Below are 14,522 nucleotides of genomic sequence, written 5' to 3' on the forward strand. Positions count from 1 at the left end.
CGGCCCCCGGGGCGGGGCGACATCGGCGGCCGGCGCCCGGGCCGCCCCGCCGGGCCGGGCGGTGTCGCCTGATGTGTCGCCACCTGGCCTACCTGGGGCCGCCGGTCACCCTGCGGGAGCTGCTGTTCGACCCGCCGTACTCGCTCGTGCGGCAGTCCTGGGCGCCCCGCGACATGCGCGGCGGCGGGACGATCAACGCCGACGGCTTCGGCGTCGGCTGGTACCCGGGCGACGGTGAGCCGGTGCGCTACCGGCGGTCGCAGCCCATCTGGAGCGACCCGACCATCGCCCAGCTCGCGCAGGTCACCTCGGCCGGCGCGGTGCTGGCCGCCGTCCGCTCCGCCACGGTGGGCATGGCGGTCCTCGACGGGGCCGCCGCCCCGTTCGCCGAGGGGCGCTGGCTGTTCAGCCACAACGGGGTGGTGCGGGGCTGGCCCGACTCGATGGTCGCGCTCGCCGCCATCCTGCCCGTACGCGACCTGCTCACCCTCGACGCGGCCACCGACTCGGCGCTGGTGTGGGCGCTGGTGCGGCACCGGCTGCGGGCCGGGGTGAAGCCGGCGCGCGCGGTCGCCGAGACCGTGACGGCGGTGGCCGGGGCCGCGCCCGGGTCCCGGCTCAACCTGCTGCTCACCGACGGGCGCACGGTGGTGGCCAGCGTGGCCGGGCACGCGCTGTCGATCCGCGCGACGCCGGCCTCGGTGCTGCTGGCGTCCGAGCCGCACGACGACGACCCCGGCTGGCAGGCGGTGCCGGAGGGGCAACTGGTGGAGGCCACGGCGACGGGGGTACGCGTCCGCGCCCTCGCCGAGGTCTGACCGCCGGCCGACAGGGACGTTCCACCCGACGACGAAGGGGATGACATGAGCGCGGAGCCGCTGGAGATCCACCTGGAGGAGCAGGACCTGGGCCGCAGCCTGCGGGAGGACGTCCGCACCGGCCTGACGGCCGACGAGAAGTGGCTGCCCCCCAAGTGGTTCTACGACGCCCGCGGCAGCGAGCTGTTCGAGGAGATCACCCGCCTGCCGGAGTACTACCCGACCCGGGCCGAGCGGGCGGTGCTGGCCGAACGGGCGGCCACGATCGCCGAGCTGACCGGGGCGAAGACGCTGATCGAGCTCGGTTCGGGCTCGTCGGAGAAGACCCGGCTGCTGCTGGACGCGTTCACCCGCCGGGGCGGGCTCGGCACGTTCGTGCCGCTGGACGTGTCGGTCAGCGCGCTGCGGCAGTCCACCGCCGAGATCGCCGCCGACTACCCCGGGCTGCGGGTGCGCGGCATCGTGGGGGACTTCACCCGCCACCTGGACCGCCTGCCGACCGGAGGGCGCCGGCTGGTGCTCTTCCTGGGCGGCACGATCGGCAACCTCCTGCCGGTCGAGCGGGCGCGGTTCCTCGCCGCGATGCGGGCCGCGCTGGAGCCGGGGGACTGGCTGCTGATCGGCACCGACCTCGTCAAGGACCCGGCGGTGGTCGTGCCGGCGTACGACGACTCGGCCGGGGTCACCGCCGAGTTCAACCGCAACGTGCTGCGGGTGGTCAACCGGGAGTTGGGCGCCGACTTCGATCCCGCGGGGTTCGCCCACGTCGCGCTCTGGGACGCCGAGCGGGAGTGGATCGAGATGCGGCTGCGGGCGCGGCGGCCGATGCGCGTACGGGTGCTGGACCTGGCGGTCACCTTCGCCGAGGGCGAGGAGCTGCGCACGGAGGTGTCGGCGAAGTTCCGGCCCGAGGGGATTGCCGCCGAACTGGGCTCGGCCGGCTTCGCCGCCCACGACTTCTGGACCGATCCGGCCGGCCTCTTCGGCGTCACCCTGGCCCGCGCCGATTGACCGGTGGGCCGCGCCAGGTGACCGGCGGGGTCGCCGGCGGGTGAGCATCTTCACCCGCCGGAGCCGGCCCGACCGGTGATCGGCTAGGCTGGGCGACGCGAAGGGGAGTAGCCCCCAATGTCGTGGTCGACACACTGGTGCGTTCCGCATCCGGCCACGCGGCCTCGTCATCCGAGGCGGGCGAGACCTTCGACCCAGGCTGTTGCAGCCGGGTCGAGGGCGCCCCCGTACCTCCTCCCGGCATGATCCGGAAGGATGTCATGGAAGGTTTCCTCGTCGCGCTGGTCGTCAGCTTCGGCGTCATCTTCGTCGCCGAGCTGGGGGACAAGTCCCAGCTGATGGCCCTGACCTTCGCCACCCGCTTCAAGACCGTGCCGGTCCTGATCGGGATCACCGTCGCCACCGCCGTGGTGCACCTGGCCTCGGTGGCGATCGGCTACGGGCTCGGCGCCGCGCTGCCGACGGAGTGGATCTCGCTCGTCGCGGGCCTGGCGTTCCTCGGTTTCGGCGCGTGGACCCTGCGCGGTGACTCGCTCACCGAGGAGGAGAAGCGCAAGGCCGAGAAGAGCAGCAAGTCCGCCATCGTCGCGGTGTCGGTCGCGTTCTTCCTGGCCGAGCTGGGCGACAAGACCATGCTCGCCACCATCACCCTCGCCACCCAGTACGGCTGGTTCGGCACCTGGCTCGGCTCGACGATCGGCATGGTGGCGGCGGACGCGCTCGCCATCCTCGTCGGGCGGATGCTCGGCAAGCGGCTGCCCGAGAAGACCATCAAGTACGGCGCCGCGGTGCTCTTCGCGATCTGCGGGCTCTGGCTGATCCTGGAGGCCGTCACGCAGCTCACCTGACGCCGACTACCGCCGTGCTGGCCGGGTAACGGCAGCGGATGGGCGTCGAGGAGATCCTGCGCCACGGCTACCAGGGCCTGGTCACGGCGGTGGAGGTCGCCGGGGCGGTGGTCATCTTCGTCGGGGCGGCGTGGGCGGCGCTGCGGTTCGTGGTCGAGGGACTGCGGCACCGCAGCGCCGCCGTGTTCACCCCGATCCGGCTCTCCCTGGGGCGGTTCCTCACCCTCGGGCTGGAGTTCCAGCTCGCGGCGGACATCCTGCGTACGGCGGTCTCGCCGACCTTCACCCAGATCGGTCAGCTGGCGGCCATCGCGGCGATCCGGACCGCGCTGAACTACTTCCTCGGCCGGGAGATCCGCCAGGAGCAGCAGCAGGTCCGGGAGTCGGAGCGCGCCCGTTGATCCGTGTCCTGGTCACCGCCACCACCGCCCTCGCCACCCTGGCCGGGCTGGCGGTGCTGCTCGGCACGGGATCCTGGCGGTGCGCGATGCGGGTGCTGCTGGACCTGCTGACCGCCGCCGGGCTGCTGCGGCTGGCCGGCGGCCAGGGCTGGACGGCCCTGGCCGCGGCGGCGGCGATCGTCCTGCTGCGCCGGCTGCTCTGGGCCGCGCTCACCGCCAGCGGGCCGACCGGACCGCCGGGGCGGCTCCGACCTCCGCCGGCGCCGGACGCGGCCAAATGGCCGACGCCGGGCCGGCACCGCCAGCAGTAACGGCAGGCCCGGCGACCGCCCGGCGGCCCGGCCCGGCGCGGCGACCGGCGCTGAGCGAGCCGTGCCCGGTGCGGTGCCTCGTCCGGGGGTGCGGCGGCCGGTTCAGCCCTGCCCGCGCTGGTAGACGTCCGGCACGCCGTCGCGGTCGGCGTCCACCCGCTCCGCCTCGGCGATCCGCCGGTAGGCGGCGTTGCGCCGCATCAACACGACCGTGGCGAGCAGCGCGGAGATCACCGAGCCGGTCAGCACGGCCGCCTTGACGTTGCCGGCGGCGGCGCTGCCGGGGCCGAACGCGAGTTCGCCGATCAGCAGGGAGACGGTGAACCCGATCCCGGCGAGCAGCGCCACGCCGAGCAGGTCCGTCCAGGTGATGTCCTCGTCGAGCTGCGCTCGGGTGAACCGGGCGAGCAGGAACGTCGAGCCGAAGATCCCGATGACCTTGCCGAGCACCAGACCGGCGACGACGCCGATCACGATCGGGTCGGTGACGATGGCCCCCAGGTCGGCGCCCCGCAGCGACACCCCGGCCGCGAAGAACGCGAAGATCGGCACCGCGAAACCGGCCGAGATGGGGCGCCAGCGGTGCTCCAGGTGCTCGGCGAGCCCGTGCGCGTCGCCGGCCTTGCCCCGCAGGACGGGCACGGTGAAGCCCAGCAGGACGCCCGCCACGGTGGCGTGTACCCCGGAGGCGTGCATGAGGACCCACGCGGTGGCCGCCAACGGGATCAGCGCCCACCACCACGTCTTGCGCCGCTGCACGAGCAGGCCGAAGAGGGCGATGGGGACCAGGGCGGCGAGCAGCGGCAGCGGGCTGAAGTCGGCGGTGTAGAAGATCGCGATGATGGTGATGGCGAGCAGGTCGTCGACCACCGCCAGGGTCAGCAGGAAGGCGCGCAGGCCCTGCGGCAGGTGCGAGCCGATGACCGCGAGGACGGCGAGGGCGAAGGCGATGTCCGTCGCGGTGGGGATGGCCCACCCCCGCAGCCCGTCCCCGCCGGCGGCGAGGTTGATCCCGAGGTAGATCAGGGCGGGCGCCGCCATGCCGCCGACCGCCGCGATCACGGGCAGCGCCGCCCGGCGAGGGTCGCGCAGGTCGCCCGCGACGAACTCGCGCTTGAGTTCGAGCCCGACGACGAAGAAGAAGATCGCCAGGAGGCCGTCGGCGGCCCAGGCGGCGAGGTCCAGGTCCAGGTGCAGGGCTGCCCCGTCCGACCAGGGCACCCACGCGCCGAGGGCGGCGTAGGAGGACCCCCAGGGCGAGTTGGCCCAGACCAGCGCGACCACCGCGCCGAGCAGCAGGAGGCCGCCGCCGACGGTCTCGGTCCGCAGCACGTCGGCCAGGAACCGGGCCTCCGGCCAGGACGTACGCGAGAAGAAGCGGCGGGGCGGGCGGGGTCGGTCGGCGTGCGGGGCGCGGTTGGTCATGCGCGGGATTCACCTTGTCTCGGGCAGCAGGGGTCGACGCCGACCAGGCTTCCCGGCACACCCTTGTCGACCCTATCCAGCGGCGCCGCGACCGGCGAGCCGGGAGGGGCGATTGCCGGCCTCGTCACGTCCGGTCGCCTTCCCCCCGCCACCCGGGACGCCGTCCGCCCGTTTGTCCGGTGGTGGGTCGGGCGCCGATGTCAAGGGGTGAAAATACGTAACTCGGGACATAAGGCGTATGAGTCGCTTTAATGGTTTCACGAGATTAAGTCGACCTTGGGGGTTTTCGTGAAGTTCTTTGGCGTTACCGGCCTGGTACGGAGGCGCGCCTGATGGACCTGTACCGCCAACTCCGCCTCGTGCGCCGGCACTGGTGGATCGTGCTCCTCACCGTCATGGTCGCGCTCGGCGTCACCGCCCTCGTCACCGTCCGGGCGCAGCCCCGCTACGTCGCGTCGGTGACCTTCTTCGTCACCACGCCCAGCCAGGGCGTCACCGACGCCTACCAGGGCGGCCTCTTCCTCCAGCAGCGGGTCAAGTCCTACGCGGAACTGCTGACCAGCGACCGCCTCGCGCAGAGCGTCGTCGCCGAGGCTCCGGTCGGGCTCACCGCCGAGGAGGTCCAGCGCCGGGTCAGCACCTCCACCGAGACCGGCACCGTGCTGCTGCGCGCGTCGGTGACCGACACGGACCAGAGCCGCGCCCTGAAGGTCACCGAGGTGCTCTCCGCGCAGTTCGTCCAGCTGGTGCAGAAGGTGGAGACGACCCAGGACGGCAAGGCCGGGCCGATCAGGATCGAGGTCGTCAGCGGGCCCCGGGTCACCCCGACGCCCGTCTCGCCGCAGCCGGTCCGCAACTTCGCCGTCGGTACGCTGCTCGGCCTGCTCGCCGGCGTGGGCCTGGCGATCCTGCGCGGGGTCGCCGACGTCCGCCTGCGCGACGCCGCCGGCCTCCGGCGTACCACCGGCAGCCCGCTGCTCGGCGAGATCCCCTTCGAGAGCACCGCGAAGTCGGAGCCGTTGATCGTCGGCGCGGCGGCGAACTCCGCCCGGGCCGAGGCGGTGCGCAAGCTGCGCACCAACCTGCGCTTCGTCGACGTGCACGAGCCCGCCCGCGTCATCGCGGTCACCAGCGCCCTGCAGGGCGAGGGCAAGACGACGCTCTCCTGCAACCTGGCGATCGCCCTGGCCGAGGCCGGCTGGCGGGTGCTGCTGGTCGACGCCGACCTGCGCCGCCCGAAGGTCGCCGACTACCTGGGGCTCGACGCGGGCATCGGGCTGACCGACGTGCTCGTCGGCGACGTCCAGGTCGGCGACGTGGTGCAGCGCTGGGGCGACAAGTCCCTGCTGGTGCTCCCGAGCGGCTCGGCGCCGCCCAACCCCAGCGAGCTGCTCGGCTCCAAGGCGATGGCGGACCTGCTGCTCGCCCTGCGGGAGTCCGCCGACATCGTCATCATCGACACGGCCCCGCTGCTGGCCGTGACGGACGGCGTGGTGGTGGCCGTGCAGGCCGACGGCGCGCTCCTGGTCTCCCAGCAGGGCCGCACCTCCCGCAGCCAGGTGGCGCAGGCCGCCCGCGCGCTGAACTCGGTCTCCGTCCGGCTGCTCGGCTGCGTGCTGAACATGGCGAAGGTGGCGAAGGCGGAGGAGTACCAGTACGAGGCCTACCGGGTGGTCGCCGCCGCCGCGACTCCGGAGGTGCCGGCGGACGCGACCCCGTCCGCCCGGCACGCGGAGCGGGTCGACGGCGTCGTCAGCGACCGTACGCAGGAACTCACCCGGCTGTCGCGATGAGCGCCGCGAGGGGTCGCATCGACCGTTCGATCTCCTCCGCGCAGCGTCGGAAGTCGGCGGAGGTGCCGCCGATCGGGTCCCGCAGGTCGTCCGCGTCCCCGGTGGCGGGTTGCAGCCGCCCCCGGGCGCGGGCGGCGGCCTCGACCGCCGCCCGCAGGGGACCGTCGGCCGGATCCGTCGTCGGGTCGGCGGCCGAGGCCAGCCGGCCGAACTGGCGGAGGGTGAACGTCCGGTGCAGCGCGGCCGGCGCGAGGGCGGTGCACACCGAGCGCTGGCGGCGCGTGGCCGTGAGCACCAGCGTCGCCCCGGCCAGGTGCTCCGGGCGCAGCCGTCGGCTGCGAAAGTCGGTGGGATCCCCGCCGGTCTCGGCCGCCAGGTCCGCCGCGTGCGGGTGCATTCGCAGGTCGTCGACGGCGTCCGTGCCGGCGCTGGCGACCGTCACCGCGCGCCCGGCCAGCAGGCGACGGGCGATGTACTCGGCCATCGGTGACCGGCACAGGTTGGCGTGGCAGACGAACAACACCCGGTCGACCATGCGGACCCCTCTCGTCGGTGCCGTCGCGGACGGTGGCGCCGCGCCGGCGGCCGGCCGTCGGAGCCGGCCGGACGTGGAGGGGATGTCGGCATCGTACGCGGGCCGGACGACTCCGCGGCACGGTGCCGCGCCGAGGAGTCCCGGCCGGACGGAGGCGGGTCGGTGAGGATCGGGATCCTGTCGTACCACTTCCCGCCCGAGCCGGCGTTCATCCCGGGCAGTCTCGCCGAGGAACTCGCCGTCCGGGGGCACGAGGTGAAGGTGCTGACCGGCTTCCCCGACTACCCCGGCGGCCACGTCTACCCGGGCTGGCGGCAGCGCTGGCGGTACGAGACCCACAGCGAGCGGCTGACGGTCCGGCGGGTCCCGCGCTACTCCGCCGGGGACGGTTCGCTCCGCGGCCGGATGGCCGGCCACCTGTCGTTCGCCGGCAGCGCGGCGGTGACCGGGCGGTGGTTCCTGGCCGACGTCGACGCCCTCTACGTCCACCTGCCGCCGGCGAACGCCTTCGCGGCGGCGGGCCTGCTCCGCCTGCTGGGCCGGGTGCCGACCGTCGTGCACGTGCAGGACGTCTGGGCGGAGGACGAGCCGGTCGGGGCCGAGAACGGGCGGTGGGCCGGGCGGATCGCCGCCGCGATGGCGCGGGTCTACCGGGCCGCGGACGGGATCGCGGTCGCCGCGCCGTCGCTGCGCGACCGGGTCGTCGCGGCGGGCGTGGACCCGGCCCGGGTGCGGGTGGTGCTCAACTGGACCGACGAGCGGATCTTCCACCCAGCCCGGCCCAGCCGCGCGGCTCACCGGCTGGTCCGGCGCGACGAGCGGTGCGTGGTGATGCACGCCGGCACCATCGGCGCCCGGCAGGGCCTGGAGACCGCGGTACGGGCGGCGGCGGCGCTGGACCACACCGTGGACCTCGTCCTGGTGGGCTCGGGCGCGGACGAGCGGCGGGTGCGGGGGCTCGCCGCCGACCTGCGGGCCGAGAACGTGCGCTTCGTCGAGCGGCGGTCCCCGCCGGACATGCCGGACCTGTACGCCGCCGCCGACTACCAGCTCGTCATGCTGCGGGACCTGCCCGAGCTGCGCAGCACCCTGCCGGCGAAGCTCCAGGCGGCGTTCTCCTGCGCCGTGCCCGTGGTGGCCTCCGCCGGCGGCGACACCGCGGACCTGGTGGAACGGGCCCGGGCGGGGCTCTCCTGCCCGCCGGGGGACTGGGCGAGCCTCGCCGACCGGTTCTGGCTGGCCGCCACCATCCCGCCACCCGCCCGGGCCGACATGGGCCGGCGCGGCCGGGAGGCGTACCTGCGGGAGATGTCGATGTCGGCGGGTGTGGAGCGGATCGAACGGCTGCTGTACGAGGCGGCTGCCGGGCGCCCCGGCGCCCGGTGACCGGCGAGCGGGGCTCGCATACCGGTCAACCGCGTCATCTTTGGGCGAAAACGATCGTTAGCAGTGTGGAGCGGTAGCGGAACGGGGTCCGCCCGCCGTTCCCCAGGAAGGACGTGTGGTGTGACGGAGAGCGCGAGACCGCGTCGACGGCGTGGTGGTTCCCGCCGACGGCGGCAGCTGCGCCGGGCCCTGCTCGCCGCCCTCGTGGTGGGTTCGCTGCTGCTGCTGACCGGTGGCTGGGTGGGCTTCCGGGGCTGGCAGGCCCGCGCCCACCTGCTCAACTCCGCCGGCCTGGCCCGGGAGCTGAGCGCCCAGGTGGTCGGGGGTGACACCGCCCGGGCGCAGCGCACCCTCGCGGCGCTCCAGGAGCAGTCCGGCAGTGCCCGGGCGGCGACCGGTGACCCCGGCTGGTGGGTCGGTCGGCACGCCCCGTACGCGGGGGACAACCTGGCGGCCGTCCGGCAGATCTCGGTGGCCATCGACGACCTGGCCCGGCAGGCGTTCCCGCCGTTGCTGCGCGCCGACCTGACCAGCCTGGTGCCGGCGGGCGGGCGGCTGGACGTGGGTCGGCTGCGGGCCCTGTCGGCCGAGCTGGCCAGGGTCAACGCCACGGTGCAGGGTGCCCGGGACAGCCTCGCGACGGTGCCCACCGAGGGCCTGGTCGGTCAGGTCCGGCAGGCGCTCGGCGACCTGCGGGGCGAGATCGACCGGCTGGCCGGCCTGACCGCCGCCGCGGACGAGGCCAGCCGGCTGCTGCCGGGGCTGCTGGGCGCCGACGGCCCCCGCACCTACCTGGTGGTCTCCCAGAACCCGGCCGAGCTGCGCGCCACCGGCGGGATGATCGGCGCGTACGCGGTCATCCACGCGGCCGACGGCCGGGTCCGGATGGGGCGGCAGGGCACCAGCAGCACGCTGGGCCGGTTCCAGCCGCCGCTGAAGGTGCCCGCCGAGGTGCGCAGCCTCTGGGCCGACCTGCCCGGGATCTATCCGGCCGACGTCAACCTCACCCCGCACTTCCCGACCGCCGCCGCCCTCTACCGGGAGATGTTCCGCCGGCGTACGGGCACCACCGTGGACGGGGTGCTCGCCGTCGACCCGGTGGTGCTGTCGTATCTGCTCAAGGCCACGGGCCCGGTGATGGTGCCCGGGGGTGTCCCGCTGGCCGCCGAGAAGGTCGTGCAGACGGTGCTCAGCGACAGCTACCAGCGGATGGACAACGAGGAACAGGACGCCTTCTTCGCCGCCTCCGCCGCCGCCGTGTTCGACGCGCTGGTCACGAAGAATGTAGACCCGAAGGCGTTGTTGTCCTCATTTGACCGTGCTGTCACTGAACGCCGGATATTGTTCTGGAGTGCCCGAAACGAAGAGCAACGGAGGATCGGCGACAGCCGGTTGGCCGGGGCGCTTCCGGAGAAGGACACCGTGCCCACGGTCGGCGTGTTCCTCAACGACGGCAGCGGCGCGAAGCTCGGCTACTACCTCCGGCCGTCGGCGACCCTGGCGGTCGGCGACTGCCGGTCCGACGGCCGCCGGGAACTCCGACTCCGGGTCACCCTGCGCTCGTCGGCGCCGAAGTCGGGTCTCAGCGAGTCGGTCCTCGGCCTCGGTCTGGCCGGTGACCCGTACACCGTCCGCACGTTGGTGTCGGTGCACAGCCCCGCCGGTGGGGCGGTGCTCGCCGCCCGTCTGGACGGCGTCGAGACGGCGGTGGGCAGCGGCACCGAACGGCGCCGCCAGGTGAGCACCGCCAACGTCGAGGTCGGCCCGGGGGGCTCCCGCACGTTGGAGGTCACCGTCCTGACGGCGACCACCGGCGTCGGTACCGCCGAGCTGTGGCTGACCCCCACCGCCACCCCATGGACCACCCAAGTTGTTTCCGCACCAAGCTGTGATCAGTAGGAGGGAACCAATCATGCGGCTATCCCGCATCATCATGGCGCTCACGGTCGGTCTGGCCGTGCTGGCCGTGCCGACCGCAGCGGGGGCGGCGCAGCCGCAGCCGACGCCGGGCACCGGAACGCCACAACCACCGATCTACCCGCCGGGCGGCACCCCGACGCTCGCCGTGACCCCGCCGACCGTCGTGGTCGGCCAGACCGCCACCCTGATCGGCAGGGGCTGGGGGCCGGGCGAGACGGTGATCATCACCGTCAGCACGTCCCCGCTCGCCGCCGCCGTGCCGGGCGCCGACCAGGCGCGCCGCAGCGACGGCGAGATCGTCGCGATGGTGCCGGTCTCGTTCCAGCAGGCGCCCCAGCCGAACCCCAGGACCCTGGAGGTCACGGCTAACGACGACGGCTACTTCCGCACCACCTACACGCCGCGTCACCACGGCACGTACACCTTCCGGGCCGAGGGCCAGACGTACCACCGGGTGGCGACCGCGACGCTGACCGTGCTCAAGAAGCACACGCCGCCGCTGCCCGTCACGGGCGACAGCCTGAGCACCCCGATGAAGTTCGGCGGCGGCCTCGTCGGCGCCGGCGCGGTGCTCCTGCTGCTGTCGCTGGTCTGGCGCAAGCGCCACCGCTTCGGCATGGGAGCCGCGCGCTGACGGTGAAGCTCCCCTTCGGGCAGTGCCCGGACACCGCGAAACGGCTGGCGCCCGTCGGAGACCTCCGACGGGCGCCAGCTCGTCCCGTACCGCCTCGGTCGTACCGCCGCGCCGGCCCACCCGATCCCGCCCCGGGGAGGCCTTCCGTCCGTCGGGCACCCCTCGGCCAGCAGGCGGCGGCATGGCACCATGACCGTGTCCTCCGCTGCCGGGTGGCAGGGGACACGACAGCGATGGAGTCGGGATGACAGGACTGGCCGGCGCGCCGGTGCCGGGGCTGGTGCCACTGTGGACGCACGACCCGGTGACCGCCGGTCCGTACCGGCTGGTCGGTCGGCTGGGCGCGGGCGGTCAGGGCGTGGTCTACCTCGGCGAGGACGACCAGGGCCACCAGGTGGCCGTCAAGATGATCAACATCGACCTGAGTGACCTGCGGGCGCGGTCGCAGTTCATGAAGGAGATCGCCGCGGCGCGCCGCGTCGTGCCGTTCTGCACCGCGCAGGTGCTCTTCGCCGAGGTCGACGGCGAACGCCCCTACGTGGTCAGCGAGTTCATCGAGGGCCCGACCCTCTACCGGCACGTCCGCGAGCAGGGCCCGGTCGCCGGCAACGCGCTGCACCGGCTCGCCGTCGGTACGGCCACCGCGCTCGCCGCGATCCACCGCTCCGACATCGTGCACTGCGACCTGAAGCCAGACAACGTGGTGCTCGGCCGGGACGGCCCCCGGGTGATCGACTTCGGCATCGCCCGCGCCCTGGGCGTCACCGAGACGGTGACCAGCCGGGTGCTGGGGACCACCGCGTACATGGCCCCGGAGCGGTTCCGTAACGACTCGGTCGGGCCACCGTGCGACGTCTTCGCCTGGGCCGCCACCATCGCCTTCGCCGCCGGGGGCCGGCCACCGTTCGGCACCGACTCGCTCTTCGCGGTGATGCACCGGGTGCTCAACGAGCCGCCCGACCTGCCCGCGCTGCCACCGGGCCTCGACGAGCTGATCCGGCAGTGCCTGGCCAAGGACCCGGCGGAGCGGCCGGAGGCCGAAGAGGTGCTGATGCGGCTGCTCGGGCAGGACGTCCGGGACGCGGGCCCGCTGCGCCGGGAGACCGTGCTCCAACTCGGCAACGAGACCGCCGGCGCGCCGACGCCGGGCCAGCCGCTGCCGTTGCCCCGTACCGCGTCGGATCCGCTGCCGGACCGGCCGGAACCGACGGCGCCGACGCGCCTTGAACAGACGTCGCAGAGCCCGTTCACGGGTTCCGCGCCCGCCGACCAGGCGGGCGGCGGCTGGGGGCGGCGGCTCCGCCGCGAGTCGACCGACGCCTGGGGCATCTCGACCGCGATCTTCCTCGGCTCGGTCGGCGCCGCGGCCGGCTACGTCGCGTCGAGCGCGGTGGACGGGGCCGCGGCCGCCGGGGCGACCACCTTCGTCGTGGTCTACGCGGTACGGCTGCTGGTCGCGACGGCCCTCGGCGGCCGCTCCGATCGCCACTGACCGAGGGTGCGCAGGTGGGTGGGGGTGAGCGTCCCGGACGGCCGGGTCGGACACCGCCGGTGGCACCGCACCGATAGGTTGACTGCCACCAGTTGACCGCCGAGGAGGACGTCGCCATGGCCCCAGCCCCGTCGCGTGCACGACAGTGGTTGCCGTACACCGCAGCCGTAACCGCCGGGCTGCTGGTCATCGGCGGGGCGTTCCTGCTCGTGCGGCAGCGGGACGCGGGCAGCGACCGGTCCCGGGCCGACTGCGCCGTCCGCCTGGACGTCAACGCCTCGACCGAGAAGGCGGCGCTGCTGGTCGAGTTGGCCGCGCGGTACAACGACAGCGACCGGACGCTCGACGGCGGCGGCTGCGCCCAGGTGCACGTCAGCGCCCTGAACTCGGGCAAGGCCACCGAGGCGCTCGCCGTCGGCTGGAGCGGCACCGGCCTGCCGGAGCCGCAGGTCTGGTTGCCGACGTCGAGCCTGTGGACCGGCCAGCTGCGGCTGCTCGACGAGGCCGCCGGGCGGGCGCCGCAGACGCCGGACCGGTACCCGTCGATCGCCAACAGCCCGCTGGTCATCGCGATGCCGCAGCCCAAGGGCGAGCTGGTACGCGGGCGCGGGCCGCTGGGCTGGGGGGAGATCCTCGGCCTCTCCGGGCGGCAGGGCTGGGCGGGCTTCGGCAAACCGGAGTGGGGCCGCTTCACCTTCGGCAAGGACAACCCGAACCTCTCCACCTCGGGTCTGGCGGCGACCATCGCCACCTACTACGCCGCCGCGAACCGCTCCAGCGACCTGACCAAGTCGGACCTGTCGGACCCGAAGGTGACCCGGTTCGTCCGGCAGATCGAGGCCAACGTGTCGCACTACAGCGACGACTCGGTGGAGCTGCTCCGCGACCTCGCCGAGGCCGACCTGACCGGTACGGGCGCCGGCACGGGCGACATGAGCGCCATCGTCATGCAGGAGGAGCTGGTCCACCTCTACAACGAGGGCGGGCTGAGCCCGCGGCAGGAGGGCCAAGAGCGGGGCCCCCGACCGAAGGTCCCGCTGGTGGCCGTACACCCGAAGGAGGGCACCTTCAACCTGGACCACCCGTTCGTGGTGCTCCCCTCCGCCGACGAACGGCAGCGCGCGGCGGCGGACGACTTTCTGAAGTTCCTGACCGCGGACCTCCAGCAGAAGAGCTTCGCCCGCCTCGGTTTCCGGGACCACGAACGCCAGGCCTCGGCGGAGCTGCTCGCCAGCGTCGGCGCCGAGCCCGACGGCGGGCTGTCCTACTTCGATCCGCCGAACCCGGAGGTGGTCGAGGCGATGCTGGACGGCTGGGGCACGCTGCGCAAGAAGGCCAACATCCTGATCGCGCTGGACACCTCCGGGTCGATGGAGAAACGGGTCGGGAACAGCACCCGCTTCCAGGTCGCCTCGGCGGCGGCGGAGAAGGGGCTCGCGCTGCTCAACTCCGAGGACCGGGTCGGGCTCTGGTCGTTCTCCTCGGAGACCAAGAAGCGGCCCGAAGGCCCGTACCGGGAGGAGGTCCGGCTCGGCGACTTCGACCAGAAGCGGATCAACGACCGGATCGCCGGCCTGCACGTCGCGGGCGACACCGCCCTCTACGCGACGGTCCGGGCCGCCCACCGGCAGCTGGTCGACCGGTACGACCCGGACCGGATCAACGCCGTCGTCGTGCTGACCGACGGCAAGAACGAGTACGCCCGGGACAACGACCTGAACCGGCTGCTCGCGGACGTCGCCCTGGACCCGCGGCGCCCGGTGAAGGTCTTCTGCATCGCCTTCGACGGGGATTCGGACTTCGCCACGCTGGACCGGATCGCCAAGGCGTCGTCGGGCAAGGCGTTCGACGCCACGGATCCTGCCATGATCGACGAGGCGTTCGTGAAGCTGGTCAGCAGCTTCTGAGCCGCCGGCGCTGCCGGGCGGGACGACGCGCGTCGTCCCGC

General features: G+C 73.8%; 13 protein-coding genes. 11 read left to right on the top strand and 2 right to left on the bottom strand.

What is annotated here, in order from left to right:
• The first annotated feature begins 71 nt into the window (after positions 1-71).
• The 5 genes from egtC to ABZ573_RS27540 all read left to right on the top strand — a co-directional run bounded on the left by egtC (position 72) and on the right by ABZ573_RS27540 (position 3,389).
• Positions 72-818: an ergothioneine biosynthesis protein EgtC gene (gene egtC, locus ABZ573_RS27520; RefSeq protein WP_358121902.1), complete on the top strand. Its 747-nt coding sequence runs from the start codon at positions 72-74 to the stop codon at positions 816-818.
• Between the two features lie 45 nt (positions 819-863).
• Entirely contained in the window at positions 864-1,829 is a 966-nt protein-coding gene (egtD, locus tag ABZ573_RS27525) for an L-histidine N(alpha)-methyltransferase (RefSeq protein ID WP_327028590.1), read from the top strand.
• Between the two features lie 260 nt (positions 1,830-2,089).
• Positions 2,090-2,677, top strand: a complete 588-nt coding sequence (locus tag ABZ573_RS27530; RefSeq protein WP_132235035.1) for a TMEM165/GDT1 family protein — start codon at positions 2,090-2,092, stop codon at positions 2,675-2,677.
• 38 nt (positions 2,678-2,715) lie between these two features.
• Positions 2,716-3,078, top strand: a complete 363-nt coding sequence (locus ABZ573_RS27535; protein WP_151455143.1) for a DUF1622 domain-containing protein — start codon at positions 2,716-2,718, stop codon at positions 3,076-3,078.
• Positions 3,075-3,389, top strand: a complete 315-nt coding sequence (locus tag ABZ573_RS27540) for a hypothetical protein (RefSeq protein WP_192581429.1) — start codon at positions 3,075-3,077, stop codon at positions 3,387-3,389. Before ABZ573_RS27535 ends, ABZ573_RS27540 begins: the two co-directional genes overlap by 4 nt.
• Before the next feature lie 102 nt (positions 3,390-3,491).
• Here the strand turns inward: ABZ573_RS27540 and nhaA are convergent, their stop codons facing one another.
• A complete protein-coding gene (nhaA, locus tag ABZ573_RS27545; protein ID WP_151455144.1) occupies positions 3,492-4,814 on the bottom strand; it encodes a Na+/H+ antiporter NhaA in 1,323 nt (440 codons plus the stop codon).
• A gap of 332 nt (positions 4,815-5,146) precedes the next feature.
• Here nhaA and ABZ573_RS27550 point away from each other — a divergent pair, with 332 nt between their 5' ends.
• Positions 5,147-6,607 (top strand): polysaccharide biosynthesis tyrosine autokinase, encoded by a 1,461-nt coding sequence (locus tag ABZ573_RS27550; protein ID WP_358121905.1) that lies wholly within the window; start codon positions 5,147-5,149, stop codon positions 6,605-6,607.
• Here the strand turns inward: ABZ573_RS27550 and ABZ573_RS27555 are convergent.
• Positions 6,588-7,142: a low molecular weight phosphatase family protein gene (locus ABZ573_RS27555; RefSeq protein ID WP_358121907.1), complete on the bottom strand. Its 555-nt coding sequence runs from the start codon at positions 7,140-7,142 to the stop codon at positions 6,588-6,590. The two genes, ABZ573_RS27550 and ABZ573_RS27555, sit on opposite strands and share 20 nt — an antisense overlap.
• Positions 7,143-7,304: 162 nt before the next feature.
• Here ABZ573_RS27555 and ABZ573_RS27560 point away from each other — a divergent pair, with 162 nt between their 5' ends.
• The 5 genes from ABZ573_RS27560 (at position 7,305) to ABZ573_RS27580 (ending at position 14,481) form a co-directional block, all read left to right on the top strand.
• Positions 7,305-8,528, top strand: a complete 1,224-nt coding sequence (locus ABZ573_RS27560) for a glycosyltransferase family 4 protein (RefSeq protein ID WP_358121909.1) — start codon at positions 7,305-7,307, stop codon at positions 8,526-8,528.
• A 120-nt stretch (positions 8,529-8,648) separates the two neighbouring features.
• Positions 8,649-10,427: a DUF4012 domain-containing protein gene (locus tag ABZ573_RS27565; protein WP_327028586.1), complete on the top strand. Its 1,779-nt coding sequence runs from the start codon at positions 8,649-8,651 to the stop codon at positions 10,425-10,427.
• 13 nt (positions 10,428-10,440) lie between these two features.
• Positions 10,441-11,082: a hypothetical protein gene (locus tag ABZ573_RS27570; protein WP_358121911.1), complete on the top strand. Its 642-nt coding sequence runs from the start codon at positions 10,441-10,443 to the stop codon at positions 11,080-11,082.
• 244 nt (positions 11,083-11,326) lie between these two features.
• On the top strand, positions 11,327-12,574 hold the full coding sequence (locus ABZ573_RS27575; RefSeq protein WP_358121913.1) for a serine/threonine-protein kinase: 1,248 nt from the start codon (positions 11,327-11,329) through the stop codon (positions 12,572-12,574).
• Positions 12,575-12,723: 149 nt separating this feature from the next.
• Complete coding sequence (locus tag ABZ573_RS27580; protein WP_358121915.1) at positions 12,724-14,481, top strand: extracellular solute-binding protein; 1,758 nt, start codon at positions 12,724-12,726, stop codon at positions 14,479-14,481.
• Positions 14,482-14,522: the final 41 nt, after the last annotated feature.

Origin of the sequence: Micromonospora sp. NPDC007220 (assembly GCF_040634035.1) — a bacterium.
Taxonomy (GTDB): domain Bacteria; phylum Actinomycetota; class Actinomycetes; order Mycobacteriales; family Micromonosporaceae; genus Micromonospora; species Micromonospora reichwaldensis.

What these genes read in the sequence shown, in the direction of transcription:
- ABZ573_RS27550 (WP_358121905.1), top strand. Translation starts at nt 5,147, where the DNA reads ATGGACCTGTACCGCCAACTCCGCCTCGTGCGCCGGCACTGGTGGATC.
- ABZ573_RS27555 (WP_358121907.1), bottom strand. Translation starts at nt 7,142, where the DNA reads ATGGTCGACCGGGTGTTGTTCGTCTGCCACGCCAACCTGTGCCGGTCA.
- nhaA (WP_151455144.1), bottom strand. Translation starts at nt 4,814, where the DNA reads ATGACCAACCGCGCCCCGCACGCCGACCGACCCCGCCCGCCCCGCCGC.
- ABZ573_RS27570 (WP_358121911.1), top strand. Translation starts at nt 10,441, where the DNA reads ATGCGGCTATCCCGCATCATCATGGCGCTCACGGTCGGTCTGGCCGTG.
- ABZ573_RS27575 (WP_358121913.1), top strand. Translation starts at nt 11,327, where the DNA reads ATGACAGGACTGGCCGGCGCGCCGGTGCCGGGGCTGGTGCCACTGTGG.
- ABZ573_RS27535 (WP_151455143.1), top strand. Translation starts at nt 2,716, where the DNA reads ATGGGCGTCGAGGAGATCCTGCGCCACGGCTACCAGGGCCTGGTCACG.
- egtC (WP_358121902.1), top strand. Translation starts at nt 72, where the DNA reads ATGTGTCGCCACCTGGCCTACCTGGGGCCGCCGGTCACCCTGCGGGAG.
- ABZ573_RS27530 (WP_132235035.1), top strand. Translation starts at nt 2,090, where the DNA reads ATGGAAGGTTTCCTCGTCGCGCTGGTCGTCAGCTTCGGCGTCATCTTC.
- egtD (WP_327028590.1), top strand. Translation starts at nt 864, where the DNA reads ATGAGCGCGGAGCCGCTGGAGATCCACCTGGAGGAGCAGGACCTGGGC.